This window comes from Stenotrophomonas sp. 8(2023) (assembly GCF_030345295.1).
Lineage (GTDB): Bacteria > Pseudomonadota > Gammaproteobacteria > Xanthomonadales > Xanthomonadaceae > Stenotrophomonas > Stenotrophomonas muris.
Map to the genome: position 1 here is coordinate 648,716 of NZ_CP128404.1, position 22,070 is coordinate 670,785.

The 22,070-nt window shown below is 68.5% G+C and carries 19 protein-coding genes and 1 pseudogene; 19 read left to right on the top strand and 1 reads right to left on the bottom strand.

Annotated features, from left to right (window positions below; genetic code table 11):
- Positions 1-18: 18 nt before the first annotated feature.
- The 13 genes from QP609_RS02920 (at position 19) to pncB (ending at position 12,542) form a co-directional block, all read left to right on the top strand.
- Positions 19-1,239, top strand: a complete 1,221-nt coding sequence (locus tag QP609_RS02920) for a type II secretion system F family protein (RefSeq protein ID WP_032956504.1) — start codon at positions 19-21, stop codon at positions 1,237-1,239.
- Between the two features lie 49 nt (positions 1,240-1,288).
- A complete protein-coding gene (gene gspG / locus QP609_RS02925; protein WP_014645890.1) occupies positions 1,289-1,732 on the top strand; it encodes a type II secretion system major pseudopilin GspG in 444 nt (147 codons plus the stop codon).
- Positions 1,733-1,738: 6 nt separating this feature from the next.
- Positions 1,739-2,233: a GspH/FimT family pseudopilin gene (locus QP609_RS02930; protein WP_046428736.1), complete on the top strand. Its 495-nt coding sequence runs from the start codon at positions 1,739-1,741 to the stop codon at positions 2,231-2,233.
- Positions 2,230-2,649, top strand: a complete 420-nt coding sequence (locus tag QP609_RS02935; protein WP_032956500.1) for a prepilin-type N-terminal cleavage/methylation domain-containing protein — start codon at positions 2,230-2,232, stop codon at positions 2,647-2,649. Before QP609_RS02930 ends, QP609_RS02935 begins: the two co-directional genes overlap by 4 nt.
- On the top strand, positions 2,646-3,278 hold the full coding sequence (locus tag QP609_RS02940; RefSeq protein WP_164077869.1) for a type II secretion system protein J: 633 nt from the start codon (positions 2,646-2,648) through the stop codon (positions 3,276-3,278). Before QP609_RS02935 ends, QP609_RS02940 begins: the two co-directional genes overlap by 4 nt.
- Positions 3,275-4,138 (top strand): general secretion pathway protein GspK, encoded by an 864-nt coding sequence (locus QP609_RS02945; RefSeq protein WP_046428741.1) that lies wholly within the window; start codon positions 3,275-3,277, stop codon positions 4,136-4,138. The genes QP609_RS02940 and QP609_RS02945 overlap by 4 nt, the downstream gene beginning before the upstream one ends.
- Positions 4,135-5,280, top strand: a complete 1,146-nt coding sequence (locus QP609_RS02950; protein ID WP_164077867.1) for a PilN domain-containing protein — start codon at positions 4,135-4,137, stop codon at positions 5,278-5,280. The genes QP609_RS02945 and QP609_RS02950 overlap by 4 nt, the downstream gene beginning before the upstream one ends.
- Entirely contained in the window at positions 5,261-5,968 is a 708-nt protein-coding gene (gspM, locus tag QP609_RS02955; protein WP_239510540.1) for a type II secretion system protein GspM, read from the top strand. Before QP609_RS02950 ends, gspM begins: the two co-directional genes overlap by 20 nt.
- A complete protein-coding gene (locus QP609_RS02960) occupies positions 5,958-6,746 on the top strand; it encodes a general secretion pathway protein GspN (protein ID WP_164077865.1) in 789 nt (262 codons plus the stop codon). The genes gspM and QP609_RS02960 overlap by 11 nt, the downstream gene beginning before the upstream one ends.
- Positions 6,747-6,755: 9 nt before the next feature.
- Positions 6,756-8,963, top strand: a complete 2,208-nt coding sequence (gene gspD / locus QP609_RS02965; RefSeq protein WP_014645898.1) for a type II secretion system secretin GspD — start codon at positions 6,756-6,758, stop codon at positions 8,961-8,963.
- Between the two features lie 607 nt (positions 8,964-9,570).
- Positions 9,571-10,422, top strand: coding sequence for a glycosyltransferase (locus QP609_RS02970; protein ID WP_197621229.1), 852 nt, complete (start codon positions 9,571-9,573; stop codon positions 10,420-10,422).
- Entirely contained in the window at positions 10,419-11,258 is an 840-nt protein-coding gene (locus QP609_RS02975; RefSeq protein ID WP_014645900.1) for a glycosyltransferase family 2 protein, read from the top strand. The genes QP609_RS02970 and QP609_RS02975 overlap by 4 nt, the downstream gene beginning before the upstream one ends.
- A gap of 102 nt (positions 11,259-11,360) precedes the next feature.
- The gene (gene pncB / locus QP609_RS02980) at positions 11,361-12,542 is read left to right on the top strand and encodes a nicotinate phosphoribosyltransferase (RefSeq protein ID WP_014645901.1); all 1,182 of its coding nucleotides are present in this window, start codon (positions 11,361-11,363) and stop codon (positions 12,540-12,542) included.
- A 16-nt stretch (positions 12,543-12,558) separates the two neighbouring features.
- On the opposite strand, the gene QP609_RS02985 is transcribed toward pncB, so the two are convergent.
- Positions 12,559-12,924 (bottom strand): hypothetical protein, encoded by a 366-nt coding sequence (locus QP609_RS02985; RefSeq protein ID WP_014645902.1) that lies wholly within the window; start codon positions 12,922-12,924, stop codon positions 12,559-12,561.
- Positions 12,925-13,383: 459 nt separating this feature from the next.
- On the opposite strand from QP609_RS02985, the gene QP609_RS02990 reads away from it, so the two are divergent.
- From QP609_RS02990 to QP609_RS03015, 6 genes and pseudogenes are all read left to right on the top strand, one after another.
- Positions 13,384-13,923, top strand: a complete 540-nt coding sequence (locus tag QP609_RS02990) for a fimbrial protein (RefSeq protein WP_014645903.1) — start codon at positions 13,384-13,386, stop codon at positions 13,921-13,923.
- 85 nt (positions 13,924-14,008) lie between these two features.
- A complete protein-coding gene (locus QP609_RS02995; protein WP_014645904.1) occupies positions 14,009-14,737 on the top strand; it encodes a molecular chaperone in 729 nt (242 codons plus the stop codon).
- 92 nt (positions 14,738-14,829) lie between these two features.
- Entirely contained in the window at positions 14,830-17,394 is a 2,565-nt protein-coding gene (locus tag QP609_RS03000; RefSeq protein ID WP_049408715.1) for a fimbria/pilus outer membrane usher protein, read from the top strand.
- On the top strand, positions 17,385-18,422 hold the full coding sequence (locus QP609_RS03005) for a fimbrial protein (protein WP_049442171.1): 1,038 nt from the start codon (positions 17,385-17,387) through the stop codon (positions 18,420-18,422). The genes QP609_RS03000 and QP609_RS03005 overlap by 10 nt, the downstream gene beginning before the upstream one ends.
- A 266-nt stretch (positions 18,423-18,688) precedes the next feature.
- Positions 18,689-19,872 (top strand): annotated as a pseudogene (gene wecB, locus QP609_RS03010) (UDP-N-acetylglucosamine 2-epimerase (non-hydrolyzing)).
- Positions 19,869-22,070: a hypothetical protein gene (locus QP609_RS03015; protein ID WP_197621228.1), complete on the top strand. Its 2,202-nt coding sequence runs from the start codon at positions 19,869-19,871 to the stop codon at positions 22,068-22,070. The pseudogene wecB and the gene QP609_RS03015 overlap by 4 nt, the downstream one beginning before the upstream one ends.

Consider the following 22,070-nt stretch of genomic DNA (forward strand, 5'->3'; position numbering starts at 1 on the left):
CAGGACGCCGGGGCTGACATGCCGAACTATCGCTACAAGGCGCTCAATCCGCATGGCGAGGTCTTCGATGGGCAGATGGAAGCGGCCAGCGAGGCCGAGCTGATCGCGCGCCTGCAGGACCAGGGCCACCTGCCGATGGAGACGCAGCTGGCCGACGCCGGCGCGATCGGCGGCAGCAGCTGGCGCAACCTGCTGCAGCAGCGCCCGCTGCAGGGGGCCGCGCTGCTGCAGTTCACCCAGCAGCTGGCGACCCTGCTCGGTGCTGGCCAGCCACTGGACCGCGCGCTGTCGATCCTGCTGGGGTTGCCCGAGGACGAACGATCGCGCCGCGCGATCACCGACATCCGCGACGTGGTGCGCGGTGGCGCACCGCTGTCCACCGCGCTGGAGCGCCAGCATGGGCTGTTCTCGCGCCTGTACGTGAACATGGTGCGCGCCGGCGAAGCCGGTGGCAGCCTGCATGAAACCCTGCAACGCCTGGCCGACTACCTCGAGCGCAGCCGCGCGCTGCAGGGCAAGGTCATCAACGCGCTGGTCTACCCGGCGATCCTGCTGGTGGTGGTCGGTGGCGCGCTGTTGTTCCTGCTCGGCTACGTGGTGCCGCAGTTCGCGCAGATGTACGAAAGCCTGGACGTGGCGCTGCCGTGGTTCACCAACGCGGTACTGCAGCTGGGCCTGTTCGTGCGTGACTGGTGGGTGCTGCTGCTGGTGGTGCCCGGCGTGCTGGTGCTGTTCTTCGAGCGCAAGGCGCGGCAACCGGCGTTCCGGTTGGCGCTGGATGGCTGGCTGCTGCAGCGGCGTGGCATCGGTCGCCTCATCGGCGAGCTGGAAACCGCCCGGCTGGCGCGCACGCTGGGCACACTGCTGCGCAACGGCGTCCCCTTGCTGGGCGCACTGGGCATCGCGCGCAACGTGCTGGGCAACCGCGCCCTGGCCGCTGACGTCGAAACGGCCGCGGATGAAGTGAAGAACGGCGCCGGCCTGTCGCTGGCCCTGTCGCGCGGCAAGCGGTTCCCGCGCCTGGCGCTGCAGATGATCCAGGTCGGCGAGGAATCCGGCGCACTCGATACCATGCTGCTCAAGGCCGCCGACACCTTCGAACAGGACAGCGCCCGGCGCATCGACCGCATGCTGGCGGCGATGGTGCCGGCGATCACCCTGGTGCTGGCCTCGGTGGTCGGCGCGGTGATCGTGGCTGTGCTGGTGCCGCTGTATGACCTGACCAATGCCATCGGTTGACGATGGCACTCCCTGCAACTCCGATACTCCGCAACTGAAAGGACCGTCCATGATTGCCCGTCGCCGACCGATCCGCCTTTCCTTCACCGCCGCGCGCAACCAGTCGGGCATGAGCCTGCTGGAAATCATCATCGTCATCGTGCTGATCGGCGCGGTGCTGACCCTGGTCGCCAGCCGCGTGCTGGGCGGCGCCGACCGTGGCAAGGCCAACATCGCCAAGGCGCAGGTGCAGACCGTCGCCTCCAAGATCGACAACTACCAGATCGACACCGGCAAGCTGCCGGCCACGCTCAACGACCTGGTGACGGCGCCGGCCGGTGTCGGCGGCTGGCTCGGCCCGTACGCCAAGCCCGCCGACCTGAATGACCCGTGGGGCCACGCACTGGAGTACCGGGCGCCGGGCGAAGGCCAGCCGTATGAGCTGGTCAGCCTGGGCAAGGATGGCAAGGCTGGCGGCAGCAGCGTCGACGCTGACATCCGCTACCAGCCGTAACCGCGCATGACGCACTTCCTGCCGCGCCGGTTGCCACGCCCGCGCCTGCACGGCAGGCGCGCGGCTGGACTGTCGTTGCTGGAAATGCTGCTGGTGATCGCATTGATCGCGGCGATCGGCCTGATCACCGCCGCCGGCCTGTCGCGCGGGTTCGCCGGCATGCAGCTGCGCAGCGCCGGCAAGGACATTGCCAGCCAGCTGCGCATGGTGCGCGCGCAGGCGATCGCCCGCGGCGAACCGCAGCGCTTCGTGATCGAACCGGCACGGCGCCGCTGGGAGGGGGCCAACCAGCGCCACGGTGAGCTGCCGGCACAGCTGCAGGTGCAGTTCGAAGGTGCCGCACAGCTGGCCACCGCGCCGGGGCAGGGCGTGATCGAGTTCCATCCCGATGGTGGCTCCAGCGGCGGCCGCATCCGGTTGCAGCGCGACGGTGCCGAATGGCGCGTCGACGTCGGCTGGCTGACCGGCGAGGTCCGCTCCGGCCCCTGGCGGGCGCAATGAAGCGGCGCGCGCGTGGCTTCACCCTGCTGGAAGTGATCATCGCTTTCGCCCTGCTGGGCCTGGCGTTGACCCTGCTGCTGGGCAGCCTGTCCGGTGGCGCGAAGCAGGTACGTGACGCCGAGCTGCGCACGCGTGCGGTGCTGCATGCACAGTCGTTGCTGGCCCAGGCCGGTGTCGACGCGCCGCTGCAGGTGGGCAGCCAGCAGGGTGACTGGGAACAGGGGCGCTATCACTGGGAGCTGCAGGTCCAGCCGTGGGTCGAGCCACGCGCCGGCAACGTCGTGCAGGCCACGTCAGCGGGCACCCCATGGCTGGCCGAGCTGCAGCTGCGGGTGCGCTGGGGCGACAGCGAGCGCGAACAACTGCACTGGCGCAGCCTGCGCCTGTTGCCGCCCGACCTGGAGAACGCGCGATGAAGCGGCGCGCCGCGGGCTTCACCCTGGTCGAAGTGATGCTGGCCACCGTGCTGCTGGCCGGCGGCCTGGCACTGGCCTTTGCCAGCGTGCGCTCGGCGATGGCGGTCAGCCAGCGCGGCGAGCAGATCGCCGCTGAAAGCGAACGCATGCGCGCGGTCGAGTCGTTGCTGCGCAGGCAGCTGGCGGGTGCACTGCGCACCCCGCTGGAGGCCCCGGACCCCACCCGCGAACCCATCTTCTTCCAGGGCGAGGAGCAACGCATGCTGTTCGCCGCCGACCTGCCCGGTTACCTCGGCCATGGCGGCCCCTACCTGCACGCGCTGCAGGTGGACGGACGCGGTGGCCAACAGCGCCTGCTGCTGGACCTCGTGCTGCTGCAGGAAGGCGAGCGCATCGCCGAGAATCCGCCGCGCCCGCCGGAGGTGCTGGTGGACAACCTGAAGTCGGTGCAGCTGCGCTATCGCGGCATCGATGCCAGCACCGGGCAGGTGACCGACTGGCTGCCGCGCTGGGATGACACCCGCCGCCTGCCGATGCTGGTGGAAATCCAGATCGTGCCATCCCGGGGCGCGCCGTGGCCGCCACTGGTGGTGGCGCTGCGTGCCGGTGGCAGTGGAGGCACGCGATGAGCCGTCAGCGCGGGGCGGCATTGGTGCTGGTGCTGTGGCTGATCGCATTGATGACGGCGCTGGTCGGTGCGTTCGCGCTGAGCGCACGGGTCGAGCACCTGCAGCAGCGCGTGCTGGATGACGATGCACGCGGGCAGGAACGTGCGCGCGCCGGCCTCGAATATGCCCTCCTGCGCCTGTCAGCCGATCCGCAACGGGCGCCCTGGCGTGCCGATGGCCGTACCTACCGCTGGCAGTTCGACGACGCCAGCATCGAGATCAAGGTGCTGGACGAGAACGGCAAGATCAACCTGAACCTGGCCGACGCCGCACTGCTGACCGCCTTCCTCAAGGCGCTGGGCGAAGACGATGCACAGGCCCGGCAGTTGGCCGGCGCCATCATCGACTGGCGCGACGAGGACAGCCTGCTGCAACCGGGCGGTGGCGCCGAAGCGCCGGACTACGCCGCAGCCGGATTGCCCTACGGCCCACGCAACAAGCGCTTCGAGACCCTGGGCGAGCTGCAGCGGGTCCTCGGCATGCGCGGACCCCTGTACCGGGCGATGCTGCCGCACCTGACCCTCTACAGCCGCCAGGCACGGCCGGATCCGCAGTTCGCCAGCGCGCCGGTGCTGACCGCGCTGGGCCTGGATGCGGACAGCGTGATGGCGCAGCGCGCACAGCAGGAGCGTGATGCAGATTCCGCTGGCGGCACGACAACGCTTGCCAGCAGCAGCGGCACCTATAGTATCGAGTCCGGTGCCATCGACGGCAGTGGACGCAGGTCGGTGTTGCAGGCAGTGGTACGCAGTGGCTCGGGCGGGGTTCCCGGGCGGACTTACACAGTGCTTCGCTGGGAGCAGGGAATGACAGCAAGATGACGGCGTGGCAGGACAGTCTGCGGCAGGTGCAGGGCCGGATCGGCCCGGGCGCCGGCCGTTTCCTGCGCTGGTGGCGGCAGTCGCTGCTGGCCTGGGTGCCGGTGCGCTGGCAATGGGCATTGGGCTGGGGCCAGGCACGCCTGCTGCTGCAGCACGAGGGCGACCAGCTGCAGGTCTGGCGTGAAGCCGGCGAACGCCGCGAAGCGGTGGCGCGCCTGCCGTGGCCGCTGTCGCCGGTGGAGCTGGACCGCGTGCTGGAGCCTCGCCTGCGTACTCTGCCGCGGGTATGGCTGCTGCCGGCGACGGACGTCCTGCGGCGTAGCCTGCGCCTGCCCGCTGCAGCGGCCGACCGCCTGCGCGCCGTGGTCGGTTTCGAGATCGACCGGCAGACCCCGTTCGAATCATCCCAGGTCAGTTATGACGTGCGTGAGCTCGGCGCGGGCGGCGAGGGCCAGCTGCAGGTCGAACTGGTGGCGTGGCCATTGCGGCAGCTGGACGCATGGCGCACCAGTGTGGGCCCATGGGCCGATGCGCTGGCGGGCGTCGATGCCATCGATGCGCAGGGCAACGTGCTGCAGGTGAACCTGCTGCCGCCCGCACAGCGCCAACTGCGGCCAGACCCGATGCGACGCTGGAACCTGCTTCTGGCAGTGGCTGCCGTCGTGATGCTGGTACTGGCCGCGGTGCAGCTGCTCGACAACCGCCAGGCCGCCGCCGATGAGCTGCGTGCACAGGTCGAGCGCAGCGCGCGCAGTGCGCGAGGTGTGGCCAGCGAACGCGCACAGCTGCAGGCGCTGATCGATGGCGCCGCATTCCTGGAGAAGCAGCGCAGCCAGCGCGCCGGCACCGTTGAAATCTGGAACGAACTGACCCGGCGCCTGCCGGAAGGTACCTACCTGGAGAAGCTGGCGATCGAGAACAACAACCTGCAGCTGATCGGCCTGAGCCGCGAGGCGTCGCAGCTGGTGCAGCTGCTGCAGGACGCACCGCAGTGGCGCAAGGTCAACCTGACCGGGGTGCTGCAGGCCGATGGCGCGGCCAGTGGCCGCGACCGCTTCACCATGACCGCCGAACTGCAGCCGTTGCCGGCCGCCGCACCAACCCCGGAGGCGGCCGATGCCGATGCCAAGCGCACGCGGTGACCGCTGGCTGGCGCTGGCACTGCTGCTGGCAGTGCTGGGCCTGGCCTATCTGCTGCTGGTGCACCCCTGGTTCACCCAGCCGCTGCGCGCGATCGATGCCGATGTCGCCGCCCTGCGCGAACGCGAGTCGCGCGTGCAGGCGCAGCTGCAGCAGCAGCCGCAGATCGAACAGCGCCTTCGCGCTACCCGCGAGGCACTGCAGCAGCGGCCAGGCTTCCTGCGCGAAGCCACTGCCGAAGCTGCCGCCGCTGCATTGGGCGCCCGGCTGCAGGATGCGGTGGCGATGGCCAGCCCGGGCAACCGCAGCTGCACCATCAGCAACCGCACGCCGCTGACCGACAACCGGCGCGACGCCGAGTTCGTGCGCGTCGCCATGCAGGTGCGCCTGCGCTGCGGGGTGGCCGAACTGGCCACCGTGCTGCACAGCCTGGAAACCGGCAGCCCACGCCTGTTCGTCGACAACCTCAACCTGATCGCGCAGCGCTTCCAGCAATCACCGAACGAATCGGGGCTGGGCCTGGACGTGTCCTTCGAGCTGGCCGGCTATCTGCTGCCGGGCGCTGCCGCCGATGGCACGGTTCCGGCGCCCGCTGCGACACCGGCACCGTCCGCGTCGCCGGCCGAGGCCGCACCTGCGCCGCAGCCGGCGCCCCCGTCCGAAGGGCAGGAGGTGGCCGATGAAGCTTGAGCAGATCAGCCTGCGTACCGGCTTCCTGCTGGCGCTGGCCGGTTGGGCGGTCGCCGTCTGGCTGGCGACCGGCTTCGGGCTGGGCAGCCAGCTGCCGGGTGCCGGCGGTGATGCCGACGCCGCGCCATCGCTGCCATCGCTGCCGCCGCTGGCGGCCGAGCGCATGTCCAGCGCCGACAGCTACAGCGCGATCGGTGAGCGCCCGTTGTTCGCCGAAGACCGCAGGCCGCGGCCTTATCTGCTGGGTGGCAGCGAACCGGCGGCCAGCGCCGCGTTGCGCCTCACCGGTGTGCTGCTGACCGGCGATTTCGGCATGGCCACGTTCACCACCGAACAGAACCGCTCGCTGCGCCTGCGCCTCAACGGCGAAGCCGTGGATGGCTGGCAGCTGGTGGCGCTGCAGCCGCGCCAGGCGACGGTGATCGGCCCTGGTGGCAACCAGGTCCTGGAACTGGCGGTGTTCAACGGCCAGGGCGGTGAGCCGCCGACGGTGCTGCGCGGTGCCAACGGCGCACCGCCTGCAGGTGCGATCGTGGTGCCGCCCTCGGCGGGCGCTCCGCCGGCGCCGCCACCGCCCGCGGCAATCCCATCGCCGTCGCCCGCTGGCAATGCACCAGCGCCTGCGGCGGCCGCTGCAACAACCCCACCGGCCAACAACAACGGTCCCAGTGAAGCGCAGATGCAGGCCATCCGCGAGCGCATCCAGGCCCGCCGCCGCCAGCTGCAGCAACAGCAGCAACAACCGTCGCCGCCCCCGGGCGATGGCACCAACCGATAGAGTGAATGCATGAACCTGCGTTTTCTTCCCTGGTCCTTTGCCCTCGCGCTGCTGGTCGGCTGCAGTACGGTGTCCGCGCCGCACGTGCAGCGCAACGGCAATCTGTCGCCCAGCGCCGACGCCGGCCAGGCAGCCGATGTCGCTGCCGATGCCGCCCGTGAAAGCCAGGGGGCACCGCAGGCGGTGATCCGCCGCGGCACCGGCACCATGATCAACCGCGAGGCCGCGCGTGCGCCGGCACCGGCGCTGCACGGTGCCAGTACCGGCGAGGCGACCTTCAACTTCGAAGGCGAATCGCTGCATGCGGTGGTCAAGGCCATCCTTGGTGACATGCTTGGCCAGAACTACGTGATCGCGCCAGGCGTGCAGGGCACGGTCACCCTGGCCACGCCCAAGCCGGTATCGCCGGCGCAGGCACTGAACCTGCTGGAGATGGTGCTGGGCTGGAACAACGCGCGGATGGTCTACAGCGGTGGGCGCTACAACATCGTCGCCGCCGACCAGGCGCTGGCCGGCACGGTCGCGCCAAGCACGGCACCCGCGGCCAGCGCGCGCGGCTTCGAAGTCCGTGTGGTCCCGCTGCAGTTCATCTCCGCCACCGAAATGAAGAAGGTGCTGGAGCCGTACGCGCGCCCCAACGCCATCGTCAACGTGGACAGTGGCCGCAACGTGATCACCCTGGGGGGTACCCGCGCGGAACTGGAAAACTACCTGCGCACCGTCGAGATCTTCGACGTCGACTGGTTGTCGGGCATGTCGGTGGGCGTGTTCCCGATCCAGTCGGGCAAGGCCGAGCAGGTCGCGGCCGACCTGGAAAAGGTGTTCGGCGAAGAGAGCAAGACGCCCAGCGCCGGCATGTTCCGTTTCCTGCCGCTGGAGAATGCCAACGCCGTGTTGGTGATCACGCCGCAGGTGCGCTACCTGGACCAGATCCAGCAGTGGCTGGATCGCATCGACACCGCTGGTGGCAGCGCCCGCCTGTTCTCCTACGAGCTGCGCTACATCAAGGCGCGCGACCTGGCCGAGCGCCTCAGCGAGGCCTTCGCCAGCAGTGGCAACCGCGGCGGCTCCAGCCCGGCCTCGCTGGCACCGGGCGCCATTCCGTCGCAGCTGGGCGGCGACGGCGACCGTGGCATGGACAACAGCAGCAGCAACCTGGGTTCGACGCTGGGCGGAACCAGTGGTAGTGGCAGTGGCAGCAGCAATGGCAGCCTGAACCTGCCGCAGCGCCAGCCCGGCAACGTCAGTGTCAGCCTGGAAGTGGAGGGCGACCGCGTCGGCGTGTCGGCGGTGGAGGAAACCAACACCCTGCTGGTGCGCTCGACGCCGCAGGCGTGGCGCTCGATCCGCGAGGTGATCGAGAAGCTGGACGTGATGCCGCTGCAGGTACACATCGAGGCACAGGTGGCCGAAGTCGCGCTGACCGGTGACCTGAAGTACGGCGTGAACTGGTTCTTCGACAATGCCGTGGCTGGTCGCGCGCTCACCGGAGCCCTGGCGGGCCTGACCCTGCCGCCGGCTGCAGGTGGTTCGTGGAACACTTTCGCCGGCGGCGTCACCGGCAATGACGGTGTGGGCTGGGCCTTCACCGGCCACAACGCGGCCGCGGTGGTCAGTGCACTGGACAAGGTGACCGACCTGCGCCTGCTGCAGACGCCGTCGGTGTTCGTCCGCAACAACGCCGAGGCCACGCTCAACGTCGGCGACAAGGTGCCGATCAACACCACCACGGTGAACACCGGCGTGGGCACCAGCACCTACAGCTCGGTGCAGTACATCGACACCGGCGTGATCCTCAAGGTGCGCCCGCGCGTGACCCGCGACGGCACCGTGTTCCTGGACATCGTGCAGGAAGTCAGCAGCGCCTCGGACGTGCCGGAGGCCTGCAACCCGACCGAGCGCAACTGCAACCCGCGCATCTCGACCAAGAAGCTGTCCACCGAAGCGGCGGTGCAGAGCGGTGACACCATCATGCTGGCGGGCCTGATCACCGATTCGGCCACCGACGGCAGCAGCGGCATCCCGGGGCTGAGCAGGATTCCGGTGGTCGGTGCGTTGTTCGGGCAGAAGACCCGCACCAGCCGTCGTTCGGAAGTGATCGTGCTGCTGACCCCGACCATCGTGCGCAACAGCCAGGAATCGCGCAACCTGACCGACGAGTACAGCAAGCGCTTCCGCGCGATGGAGCCGCTGAACCAGCCGCGCGCGAAGAAGTAAGGGGTTACGGCCGGGCGGCGCCCGGCACCCGCCGAGGCCGGAGCAACGGCAACGGCCAAAGCGAAAGCAACAGCAACAGCGGGTTTACTGAGGGAGGGTGGGTCGGCGTGGGGTGGCAGGACACGCCGTAAACCCGTCCCTGGGGGCTCGATGGCGCCATCCATGGCGCCAACGGTCCTGCCACCCCACGCCGACCCACCTCTGACAGACTCCCGCGGCTGTTGGTAGGTGTCGACCTTGGTCGACACGATCCACGCCATGCGTGGATGACTGTCTGTCAGATTTCGAAATCAGAAAATGGGGTCAGATCCGTTTTCCTCTGGAAAACGGATCTGACCCCAGGCTTTGCCGACAGATCGCAGAAATCTGTCGAAGGCGGGGTGGGTCTGGTTGCGGGGGCGTGAGCCGCATGGATGCGGCGACCGAGCTTACATGGACGTACTTGCAGCGTCCCCCGCAACCGGACCCCCCCCGCCATCCCACGGATAGCCGGCTTCTGCTGTTGCTTCGGCTTCGGCTCCAGCTCCAGCCTGCGCGGGTGCCGGGTGCAACCCGGCCGATACCCTCCCGGTGCTACGCTGTGGCCACCGACAACCACGGAGGCGGGATGGGGGCGATCGTGTTGTTGCCGCTGTGCGTGGACGATGCCGCACTCGACCGCTGCCTGGCCGCGCTGGATGCCGGCACGGCGCCAGGGACCGCGGTCTGGTTGGCCGATGACGCACAGACCGGGCCACGCGCGCAGGCGGTGGTGGAACACTGGCTGGCGCATACGCCGCTGCAGGCCGAGTACACCCGGCGCGCGCGGCCACTGGGCGAAGTCGCCCATCTGGACGAGATGCTGCGCGCCTGCGATGGCCTGGACGTGGCCGTGCTGGCGCCGGACAGCGTGCCATCACCCGGCTGGTTGCAGCAGTTGCAGGATGCCTTCGCCCGCGATGCCGCGATCGCCACCGCAACCCCCTGGTGCAATGCCGGCGAGACCGCCGCGTGGCCACGGCTGGGCGAGATCAATCCCGAGCCGCAGGACCCGGTCCTGCTGGCGCACACCTGCGCGGCGCTGCCGACGCTGCACCCGGAGCTGCCATCGGCGGTCACCCACGCGGTGCTGGTGCGCGGCAACGCGCGCCGTCGTGCCGGCGGCCTGGACGTGGACAGCTACGCTGGCTGGAACGCGGCACTGGTCGACCTCAGCCTGCGCATGGCCGGCCTTGGCTGGCGCAACGTGCTGTGCGAGACCGCCTTCGTCAGCCGGGCAGGGGAGGCGGTCAGCCGCGATGGCGATCTGGAGGCCCTGGCCGCGCGCTGGCCGGCCTGGGTACCGCGGCTGGCCGATTTCCTGATGCACGACCCGCTGCACGGGCTGCGCGCCGACCTGCAGCAGCGCATGCGGCAGGCGATAATGCCGAAGGAACAGGGCGACCTGTTCGTCCCGTCAGTGCCGGAGCCACCCGTTTGAATGTTGCCATCGCCGCCATCGTCGTCACTTACCAGAGTGGGAGCACCATCGATGCCTGCCTCTCGCGCCTGCGCCAGGCGCAGGATGTGGCCGAGATCCGGGTGATCGACAATGGTTCGCTGGATGGCACCCTGGACATCGTGCAGCGGCATGCCAGCCACGATCCACGCGTGCGCTTCGTCGGCAACCCGGACAATCCCGGCTTCGCCGCCGCCAACAACCAGGGCGTGGCCGACTCGCACAGCCCGTGGCTGGCCTTCATCAACCCGGACCTGATGGTCGAGCCGGACACGCTGGCCGAACTGCGCTCCCGCGCCGAAGCGCTGGGCGACTGCCTGCTGGGCGTTGAACAGGTGGACGAGCATGGCCATGCCGACGAGGCGGTGCGCCGCCGCGACCCGGATTTCCTGAGGATGCTGCGTTCGCCCGGCAAGGGCTCGAAGCTGGCGGTTCCGCGTGAGCCGCACCAGGCACTGCAGCGGGTGCCGGCACTGTCCGGCGCACTGCTGATGATGCCGCGCGCGCTGTTCGACCGTATCGGTGGCTGGGACGCGGGCTATCGCCTGCACGCCGAGGACCTGGACCTGTGCCGGCGCGCGCGCGAAGCCGGCGCGGTGGTAGCGATCGCCAACGACCTGCAGGTTACCCATGTGCGCGGTGTCTCCAGCCGCTCGCGGCCGTTCTTCGTGGAATGGCACAAGCACAGGGGGCTGTGGCGCTACTTCCAGAAGTTCGAGGCCAGGCAGCGTTCGCTGCCGGTGCGCGCGGCGGTATGGGCTGCGATCTGGGCGCATGCGCTGATGCTGGTGCCGCGCCTGCTGCGCAGGTCGTTGTAGAGCCGAGCCCACGCTCGGCTGCATGGAAAGGGTCATCCACGCAATGGTGTGGCTCCACTCGCCGCGCCCACGGTTCACTCCGCCGGGCGCATAATCCGCCCCATGCCTATCATCCAGTCCCTGCTCGACACCGACCTGTACAAGTTCACCATGATGCAGGCGGTGCTCCACCAGCACCCCGGCGCCCAGGTGCAGTACCGGTTCAAGTGCCGCACCCCCGGCATCGACCTGGCAAGCTACATCGCCCAGATCGATGAGGAAATCGACCACCTGTGCAGCCTGCGTTTCAGCGACGCGGAACTGGACTACATGCGTGGCCTGCGCTTCGTGAAGCCGGACTTCGCCGATTTCCTCGGCCTGTTCCATCTGGACCGCAAGTACATCCAGCTGCGTGCGTCGACGGCCGTGCCCGGCGAGATCGAGCTGGACATCACCGGCCCGTGGCTGCACACCATCCTGTTCGAAGTGCCGCTGCTGGCGATCATCAACGAAGTCTGGTTCCGCAACACCACCACGGCCGACTTCGCCGAAGGCGAGCGCCGCCTGCAGGCCAAGGCCGCGCTGCTGCGCGATACCCCCGGTTTCGAGCACTGCCGCATCGCCGACTACGGCAGCCGCCGCCGCTACTCGCGTGACTGGCATGCCCGCCTGCTGCCGCTGCTGCGCGACGCGCTTGGCCCGCAGCTGGTCGGTACCAGCAACGTCCACTTCGCGCGCCTGTATGGCATGACCCCGCACGGCACCATGGCCCACGAGTACCTGCAGGCGTTCCAGGCGCTCGGCCCGCGCCTGCGTGATTCGCAGGTGGCGGCACTGGAATCGTGGGCGCGCGAGTACCGCGGCGATCTTGGCATCGCGCTGTCCGACGTGGTCGGCCTGGACGCGTTCCTGCGCGACTTCGACATGTATTTCTGCAAGCTGTTCGACGGTGTGCGCCATGACTCCGGCGATCCGTTCGACTGGGGCGACCGCATGCTGGCGCATTTCCAGCAGCGCCGGGTCGATCCGCGCAGCAAGGTGCTGGTGTTCAGCGATGGGCTCGACATCGCCAAGGTGATGCGGCTGTACGACTACTTCCGCGGTCGCTGCCAGGTCGCGTTCGGCGTTGGCACCCACCTGACCAATGACCTGGGCCCGACGCCGCTCAACATCGTCATCAAGATGGTCCGCTGCAACGGCCAGCCGGTGGCCAAGCTCAGCGATTCGCCGGGCAAGAGCATGTGCGACGACCCGGGTTACCTGGCCTACCTGCGCCAGGTGTTCGAATTGCCGCAGCCGGAGTAATACCGGCCTGCAGGGCTTACAGGTAGTCGACGACCACCAGGTAGGCGCCCTGCAGCGGCTGCTGCTTCGAAGCCTGCACGCTGTAGCGCTCGGAGAAGGCGATATCGCCGGCGCGCATCGCGCTGGCCGACACCGACAGCTTCTGGCCCTGGCGCTTGCCGTCACGCAGCGTCGCCGCCTGGCCATCGGCCAGTGCCGTCACGGCCACCGTCGAACCCTTGGCCGACGGCGGGCAGGCCGCCAGGCTCAGCTCACCCTGGGACAGGTTCGTCGTGCAGCCCGGCTCGGCGATACGGCCGCTGAAACGGATGCTGCCGCTGCTGGCCTGGGCCAGCGCACTGACGGACATCAGGGCCACGCACAGCAGAATGGAGTTCCTCATGACACGTTCTCTGGTTCGGTGTGTCCTAGTTAGCGACAGGATCGATCAACCTTTAATAGGACGATTCCGAATCTGCTAGGGCCATCACCAAGAAAGAGTGATGCGCATCAAAGAAGCCAAATTCCCCCTGAAAAATGCCTGTTTCCGCGCGTGCCGAACGCGTCGCGCAATGCGACATCCCCAGTCGTTTGTAGCGTGACCGGGCCCCGCGTCAAATCCCCCGCACCCCGAGGCTGTGATTTCGCCTAGCACGTCACATTTAATGCGTCAATGAATTGGCGTTCAGAAAAATAATGAGACTTTCATCACAGTTGTGCCTATACTTGCGTCACGGATTCAGGGAGAGGTATGTCCGAGTCCGGCCACAGGTGAGACGCAAGGATGGGTCTTGTTAGCCCGGCAGTGCTCCTTGCTTCCTCCTCTACTTCTCATCTCTTCAGTAGGGTTAGGTAAAAGCGAATGCACAAGATGAACCTCATTGCCGCTCTGATGCTGGCCGCCGCTCCGCTGGCCGCCAACGCCGCCGACGGCACCATCACCTTCAATGGCAAGGTGACCGACAAGACCTGCACCATCTCGACCCCGGGCGGCAAGGACTTCGCCGTGACCCTGCCGACCGTGTCCAAGAACACCCTGGCCACCGCCGGTGCCGTTGCGGGCCGTACCCCGTTCGCCATCAACCTGACCAAGTGCAGCGCCGGCAACGTCGCCACCTACTTCGAGCCGGGTTCGACCGTCGACTTCAACAGCGGCCGCCTGGTCAACCAGGCCTCGGCCAACGCTGCCACCAACGTGCAGCTGCAGCTGCTGGGCTCGAACAACCAGTTCCTGCCGATCAAGGCTGCTGGCGCTGGCCTGGCGCAGACCAACTCGCAGTGGGTCACCGTCGGCACCGACGGCTCGGCCGATCTGAACTACTACGCTGAGTACTACGCCACTGCCGCCGCCACCCCGGGCGACGTCACCAGCAGCGTCAAGTACACGATCATCTACAACTGATCGTCGTCGTACCCGCATTGGCCGGCGTACGCGCCGGCCAGTGCTTCGCGGCCCCTGGCCACACCCCTCGAGCGTAGTACTTCCGATGAAAGCAATCTTTCCCCGGGCGCTGCTGCTGGCAGCGTTCACGCTGCCCTTCTGCCAGAACGCTCTGGCCGGCGTGGTGGTCAACGGCACGCGAGTGATCTATCCGGCGCAGGCGCGCGAAGTGACCGTGCAGGTCGACAACGTGGGCGATTCGCCGGCGCTGGTCCAGGCCTGGATCGACAGCGGCGACGCCAACCAGACCGCCGACAACAGCGACGCCCCGTTTGTACTGACGCCGCCGATCGCGCGTGTCGAGCCGGGCCGCAGCCAGGCGCTGCGCGTGATCTTCTCCGGTGCGCAGCTGCCGACCGACCGTGAGTCGGTGTTCTGGCTCAACGTGCTGGATGTGCCGCCGTCGCCCGACAACGCCGACAGCGGCGACCAGAATTACCTGCAGGTCGCGTTCCGTTCGCGCCTGAAACTGTTCTACCGGCCGCAGGGCCTGAAGGGCGTCGCCAACGACGCGCCGGCAGCGTTGCGCTGGACCCGCACGGGCGATCGCCTGCGGGTGGAAAACCCCAGCCCCTTCCACGTCACGCTGGCCGAAGTGCATGCCGTGACCGGCAGCAGCGAGAAGACCGTCGAGGACAAGGGCGCCATGGTCGCGCCGAAGCAGAGCCTGGAGTTCACCGCACCGGCGGGCTCCGACCAGGTGCGCTTCATAACCATCAACGATTACGGCGGTCGGGTGGAGCACACGGTCCGCCTCGGCAGTACCGGGGGCTGAACGCGCCGCGCCGGCCATGGGCCTGCGCATCCCGCCACCGCCGCCGTGCGGCGAATTGAAGGAATGTCAGTGTGATCGGAAACAGATTGACATTGTCGATCCACCAGGCGATCTGCCTGCTGGTTGCTGGCGTGGCCTGCCCAGGATGGGCGCTGGCTGCGCCGGCCAATCTCGGCGAACAGGCGCTGATGGCGCAGAGCGGTGCGGCCAATGCGCGTGCACCCGAGTCGGCCCAGTTCAACTCCAGCTTCCTCTCCGGCCAGGCCAAGCAGGTCGACCTGGCCTCCTTCACCAATGGCAACCCGATGGTGGCTGGCACCTACCGTGTCGACGTCTACGTCAACGGTGGCTGGCAGGGCCGTCGCGATCTGCAGTTCAAGGCCGATGAGCAGGGCCGCGTCGACGCCTGCCTGCCGCTGCCGATGCTGGAAGAAATGGGTGTGGACAGCGAGGCCGTGCTGCTGCAGCAGGACCCGACGCTGCCGACCGACACGACCAGCTGCGTGCCGGTACAGCGGCGCATGGCCAATGCCTATGGCATCTATGACAGCGGCAACCTGCGCTACGACCTCAGCATCCCGCAGGTGTTCCTGCGCCGCGAGGCGCGCGGCTACGTCAATCCGTCGCTGTGGGACCGCGGCATCAACGCTGGCTTCGTCGGCTACAGCTTCAACGCCATCGACAGCGACAGCCGCGTTGAAGGGGGGCAGCGCAATCGCAGCGCATACCTCGGCCTCAACGCCGGCCTGAACCTGGGAGGCTGGCAGTTCCGCCACGATTCCAACCTGACCTGGTCCGAAGGCAACGGCCGCCACTGGCAGAGCATTGCCACCTATGCGCAGCGCGGCATCCCGCAGGTGCGCGGCATGCTCACCATTGGTGAGGCCTACACCACGGGCGAGCTGTTCGATTCGATCGGCTACCGGGGTGCCAGCCTGGCCAGCGACGACCGCATGCTGCCCGATTCGCTGCGCGGTTACGCGCCGGTCGTGCGCGGCATTGCCGAAACCAACGCGCGCATCGAAGTGCGCCAGAACCAGCAGCTGATCTACTCCTCCACCGTATCGCCGGGCAGCTTCGTCATCGACGACCTGTACCCGACCGGCTACGGCGGCGACCTGGAAGTGAGCGTGATCGAGGCCGACGGCCGCCGCCGCGAATTCAAGGTGCCGTTCGGTTCTGTGCCGCAGATGCTGCGCGAAGGCGTATCGCGCTACTCGCTGACCGCCGGCCAGGTGCGCAACAAGCTGCTGGCCGATGAGCCGTGGCTGGTGCAGGGTACCTACCAGCGTGGCATCGGCAACCAGTTGACCCTGTACGGCGGCAGCGCGCTGAGCGAAGGCTACCTGTCGCTGCTGTACGGTGTTGGCCTGTCCACGCGCGTCGGTGCCTTCGCTGCCGACGTCACCCATGCACGGACCTCGTTCGACCACTACGGCAGCCATACCGGCGCCAGTGTGCGGCTGAGCTACAGCAACATGATCGGCGAGACCGGGACCAACCTGACCCTGGCCGCCTACCGCTACTCCACTGAAGGCTTCTACAGCCTGCAGGACGCGCTGTATGGCCGTGATTCGGACAAGCGCGGCATCGATCCGACCACCCGTGGCCGTCAGCGCAGCCAGTTCCAGGTAACGCTGAACCAGCCGCTGGGCCGACGTGGCGGTGCGCTGTACGTGACCGGCTCGGTGCGTGACTTCTACGACCGTTCCGGCACCTCCAAGCAGTACCAGGTGGGCTACAACAACGCCTGGCGCTCGGTGAACTACGGCTTCTCGGCGCTGCGCACCGAAGAAGGCGTGCTCGGCCGTTCCGATACCCAGTACCTGCTGTCGATGAGCGTGCCGCTGGGCCGGGGCACCCACCCGGTGTCGTTCAGCGCCGACCTTGGCGCGCGCGACCGCGGTGGCTACGACAACAGCCGCGTCGGCATCACCGGTTCGGCCGGCGTCGACAACAACTTCAGCTACGGCGTGGCCCTGTCCGATTCCCGCGAGGGTGGCACCACTGCGGTCGGCAATGCCGAGTACCGCAGCCGCTACTCGGCGTTGAACGCCACCTACAGCCACTCGCGTGATTTCCGCCAGGCGTCGGTCGGTGCCAACGGCAGCGTGGTCGTGCATCCGGGCGGCTTCACCTTCACCCCGCAGCGCGGCGACACCATGGTGCTGGTCGAAGCGCCGGGCGCGCGCGATGCGATCGTCAGCAACGCGCCGGGCCTGCGCGTCGATGGCCGCGGCTACGCCGTGGTGCCGTACGTGTCGCCGTACCGCCTCAACACCGTCACCCTCGATCCGCAGGGCATGGCCCACGACGTCGAACTGGAAAGCACCAGCCAGTCCATCGCGCCGTTCGCCGGTGCCATCAGCTACCTGCGCTTCGACACCCGCAAGGGCAACGCGCTGCTGATCCAGGTGCGCAACGCCGATGGCCGCAGCATGCCGTTCGGTGCGCAGGTCAAGGACGAACAGGGCCAGCCGGTCGGCATGGTCAGCCAGGGCGGCCGCCTGTACGTGCGCAGCGAGAAGAACCAGGGCCAGTTGCAGGTCGAGTGGGGCGCCGGTGCCGACCAGCGCTGCACCATTGATTACCAGGTACCGGCGGGCGCCGATGCGTCCAAGACCGGCTTCATCCCGCTGGAGGCAGCATGCCGATGATTTCTTCCCGTGGCCGCAAGGCGCTGGCCGCGCTGGCCGTACTGGGCGGCGTGCTGCTGGCGCAGCAGGCCAGCGCCGCCTGCCGCATCCAGAACAGCTGGTTCATCGCCCAGGACGTGACCATGGACATGGGCCAGATCGTGATCCTGCCCAGTACCCCGGTCGGCGGTGTGATCAAGGAAATCAGTGAACCGATCACCCAGCAGAACAGCGTTGCCCGCTGCGATTCCTGGACCGGCGGTCGTTCGATCGGTGAGTACGTCAACGCAGCGCAGAAGCGCCCCGTGGCCGGCTTCTCGAACGTCTATGAAACCGATGTGGCAGGCGTCGGCATCCGCCTGTACCGCGATTCGGGTGCGATCCAGACCTACTACCCGCACTCGATCAACTTCGGTGGCGGTTCCGTGGTCAGCCTCATCGGTGGCCAGTTCCGCATCCAGCTGATCAAGACCGCTGCGCAGACCGGTTCGGGCGTGATCGCGCCGAACGGCCGCTTCACCAACTACTACTTCGACGGCGATGGCCCCGGGCGCCCGGTACTGACCTCGACGTTCAAGGGCTCGGGCACCACCGTGGTCAGCCCGACCTGTGAAGTGCAGGCCGGCAGCCGCAACATTGCCGTCGATTTCGGCAGTGTGCCCAACACCACCTTCACTGGTGTCGGCTCCAAGGCCGTTGATCGCGACTTCGAGATCCGCCTGAACTGCCAGGGCAGCAACGTTGCCGCCTACCAGAGCAAGATCGGCATCCGCCTCGATGCCGACCAGGACAGCTCGAACATGCCGGGCGTGCTGAAGCTGAGCGCGGCCAGCAACAGTGCCACCCGCATCGGCATCCAGATGGTCCAGCGCGATGGCAGCACCGAGCGTGAAGTGCGCTTTGGCCAGACCATCAGCGTTGGCACCACCGCGCCGGGTACCAGCGTCATGGCGCTGCCGCTGCGCGCGCGCTACGTGCAGACCCAGGCCGGTACGGTGGGCGCGGGTGTCGCAAACGGCCAGGCCACGTTCACCATCCAGTACGAGTAAGGCCGCCCCGGCGGCTGCCCCTGCTGCGCTCCGCCGCAACGTCGCCCGGCTCACGGGCGGCGTTGACTGCGTCTTGATCCTGCAACGATGAAGATCGATGCCACGACGCGCATACAGACGCCTTAGTGTGATGTATGTCGCGAATTTGGAGTTTCCTCATGAGGTGACCGTCTCCTGCCTGCGGGTGCTGGACGGCAACGCCGAAAGGATCCAGACGTGGCTACTGCTGCTTGCCCCCTTCCGCGCCGGCTTTCGGGAGCGCTCCGGTGAAGGTCCTGTCGGTGTTCGGCACGCGACCGGAAGCCATCAAGATGGGGCCGCTGGTGCGCGCCCTGGCACACGCTGCGGATATCGAATCGGTGGTCTGCATCACCGGGCAGCACCGGGCGATGCTCGACCAGGTGATGGCGCTGTTCGAGATCACCGCCGACCATGACCTCGATGTCATGGTGCCCAACCAGACCCTCAATGGCCTGTGTTCCAGGCTGTTCGAACGGCTTGACGCGCTCTACACGCAGGTCCGCCCCGACTACGTGCTGGTGCATGGCGATACCACCACGGCGATGACCGCGGCCCTGGCCGCGTTCCATCACCGCATCCCGATCGGCCATGTCGAGGCCGGCCTGCGCACCGGCGACATCCACCGGCCGTGGCCGGAGGAGATGAACCGGCGGGTGATCGATGTGGTCGGCCATCAGTTGTATGCACCCACTCCCGGCTCGCGCGCCAACCTGGCCCGTGAGCACCTGGGCGGGCAGATCCTGGTCACCGGCAACACCGTCATCGATGCCCTGCAGCAGACCGTGCAGCGGCTGGATGCCGATCCGGCACTGCGTGCGCAGGCCGACGAACCCTTCCATATGCTCGACCCCGGCCGCCGGCTGCTGCTGGTCACCGGCCATCGCCGCGAGAGTTTCGGCCAGGGCTTCGAGGACATCTGCCGTGCGCTCGCCGAGCTGGCACGGCGGCCGGACCTGCAGGTGCTGTACCCGGTGCACCTCAACCCGAACGTGCAGGGCCCGGTCAATGCCCACCTCGGCAACCTCGACAACGTGCACCTGGTGCCGCCGCAGGATTACCTGCGCTTCGTGCGCCTGATGCAGCGCGCCGACGTCATCCTCACCGACTCCGGTGGCGTGCAGGAAGAAGCCCCGGCGCTGGCCAAACCGGTGCTGGTGATGCGCGATGTCACCGAACGGCCGGAGGCGGTCGAAGCCGGTGTGGTCACGCTGGTCGGCACCACGCCCTCGCGCATCGTCGATGCGGTCAACGCGGTGTTGGCACGCCCGCCGCAGCCGGCCCGCTTCGACCCCGATGCCAGCCCGTACGGGGATGGCCGCGCCAGCGCCCGCATCGTCGCCGCCCTGCGCGGTGCGCCCCTTCCCGAATTCTCGCCCGGCGTCCGCAGCAGCGGCGCCGTCCACCCCATCCACGCGAAGTGACGCCATGACCCAGACCGGCCGCTCTTCCCTGTTTGCATCCGCCGCTGCGTTCGTCCTGTCGGGCGTGGTTGGCAGTGCCCATGCCGCCGACAGCGTCGCCGGCCAGTTCACCGAATGGAGCAGCGACAGCACGGTGAACCGGCAGATGACCCTGCGCGAACTCGGTTTCCGCCAGCCACTGGTGCTGAGCGGGCAGGAGAGCCAGCGCGAGGTCTACCTGCCGGTGCCGGCCGGTGTGGCCACCCGCGACGCGCAGCTGCAGCTGGATGGGCGCTATGTGCGCGGCCACGCCGGGCGCACCTCGGGCCTGTGGTCGGTCGATGGCGACCCGATCGCGGCGCGTTCGATCACCGATGCCCAGGGCGATGCCAGCCAGCTGCTGGCCATCGATGGCGAACCCCGCCAGAGCGGCTTCGTACGGGTCGGCGTCGGCTGGTGGTCGATCGTGTCCGATTACCAGTGCGCCGACCAGAGCGCGCCGGCCAATGTGCTGCGGCTGTCGCCGGACTCGCGTTTCAGCTACCGCTTCGACGGCCGCGCCGTGGATACCGTTGCCAAGGCGTGGGGGGCGCTGCCACCGCGGGTGCGCCTGCTGGTGGATGGCAAGGCGCTGCAGGCACCGGCCTACGATGCGGCCTGGCGCATCGGTACCGCGTTGCAGGCCGGGGGCAAACAGGTGCAGGTCGTGGCCCTGCCCAAGGTCGGTGACAGCGTTGACCTCGCCGGTATCAGCATCCCGGCCAGCCTGCAGGGCGTGCCGGCCTACGCCGCGCTGGCCACGGGTGAGCGCGGGCATGCGATCAGGGATCTGGCCGAAGTCGGCGCGCTGCTGTCATTGCGCGACAGCGGGCCGTTGGCCGCCGATGTGATGATCGGCAGCGATGCACTGCGCGCCGGCGTGCGTGCGGCGCTGGATGCGCTGGCCGTACAGGTCGGTGCGGCGGGGGCCGATGCGGGCACGGCGTTCGCCGCGTGGCGCGGTACCGGCATGGGCGGCCTGGAAAAGCCCGCCGCCAACGCGTCGGTCAGCGTGGTGGCCGTGGCCGGGCGTCCGACGCTGGTGGTCGACCCGGCGGCGGCGGGCAAGGTCGCCGGGCTGCTCGCCGAGCAGTGGCGCAGCTATGCACTGGGCCGCAGCCTGCAGGTCAGCGCAGCGGGCACGCCCAGACTGGACGGTGACCAGGTACTGCTGAGCCGGCTCGGCAACATCGCCGGCACCATGGATGTGGTGACCCGCGCCGACCGCAGCGCCAGCTTCGACCTCGGCGCACTGTCGGCCGATGGCCGCCTGCCCGAGCAGGTGGTGATCGATGTCTCGGCGGCCCCCAACGCGGCCGGGCAGGGCGCGGTCGCCACGATCTACCTCAACGATTACCTGTTGGGTGGCAAGGTGCTGTCGGCCAACGGCCAGCCGCAACGGCTGGTGGCCAAGGTGCCGGCCTACGCGCTGTCGGCACGCAACGAGATCCGTGTCAGCTTCCTGCGCCAGCCGGCGCGTCCCTACTGCCACGATCCGGCCACGGGCTATCCGGTCTCGATCCTGCCCAGCAGCCACCTGACCTTGGCCAAGCGTTCGCTGGGCAGTGACTTCGTGGGTGCCAGCAGCCAGCTGTCGCGCGGCAACCAGGTGTTCGTGCCCGGCACCTGGCTGCAGGATGCGCCGGCCTCGCTGGGCAAGGTCATCGCGGTGACCAGCGCAGTGGGCGCATCGCCGGAGGCATCGGAACTGAAGGTGGTCGAAGCCGGTGCCGTGGTCAGCCCGGGCGCGCCGTGGCTGGCGTTCGGCGTGGCGCCAGCCGGTGTCGATGTGGCCGGCCTGAAGGATGGCCACCTGCTGATCGGCGGCAAGCCGCAACCGCTGTTGGATGTGAGCGGGCTGGATCGTGCCGCGGTGGTGCAGGTGGGGTCGTCCGGTGGCCGGCTGGGCGTTGTTTACAGCGACCTCGGTGCGCAGTCACCGCCGTTCGGCGCCCCATTCCGTTTGCTGCGGGGCGATCTCGCCGTGCTCGACGGCAGTGATGCCGTGCGCGAATTCGACCGCCAGGATCCCTACGGCACGCGTATCGCGCAGGACGGCAACCCGCAATCGAAGTGGGAACGGCACATGGTCTGGCTGCTGCTGCTGGTCGGCGTGATCGTGTTCGCGCTGCTGGCCGCCCGCGTCACCCAGGTGCGTCGCCGCAAGTCCGCCAACACAGGGCACTGA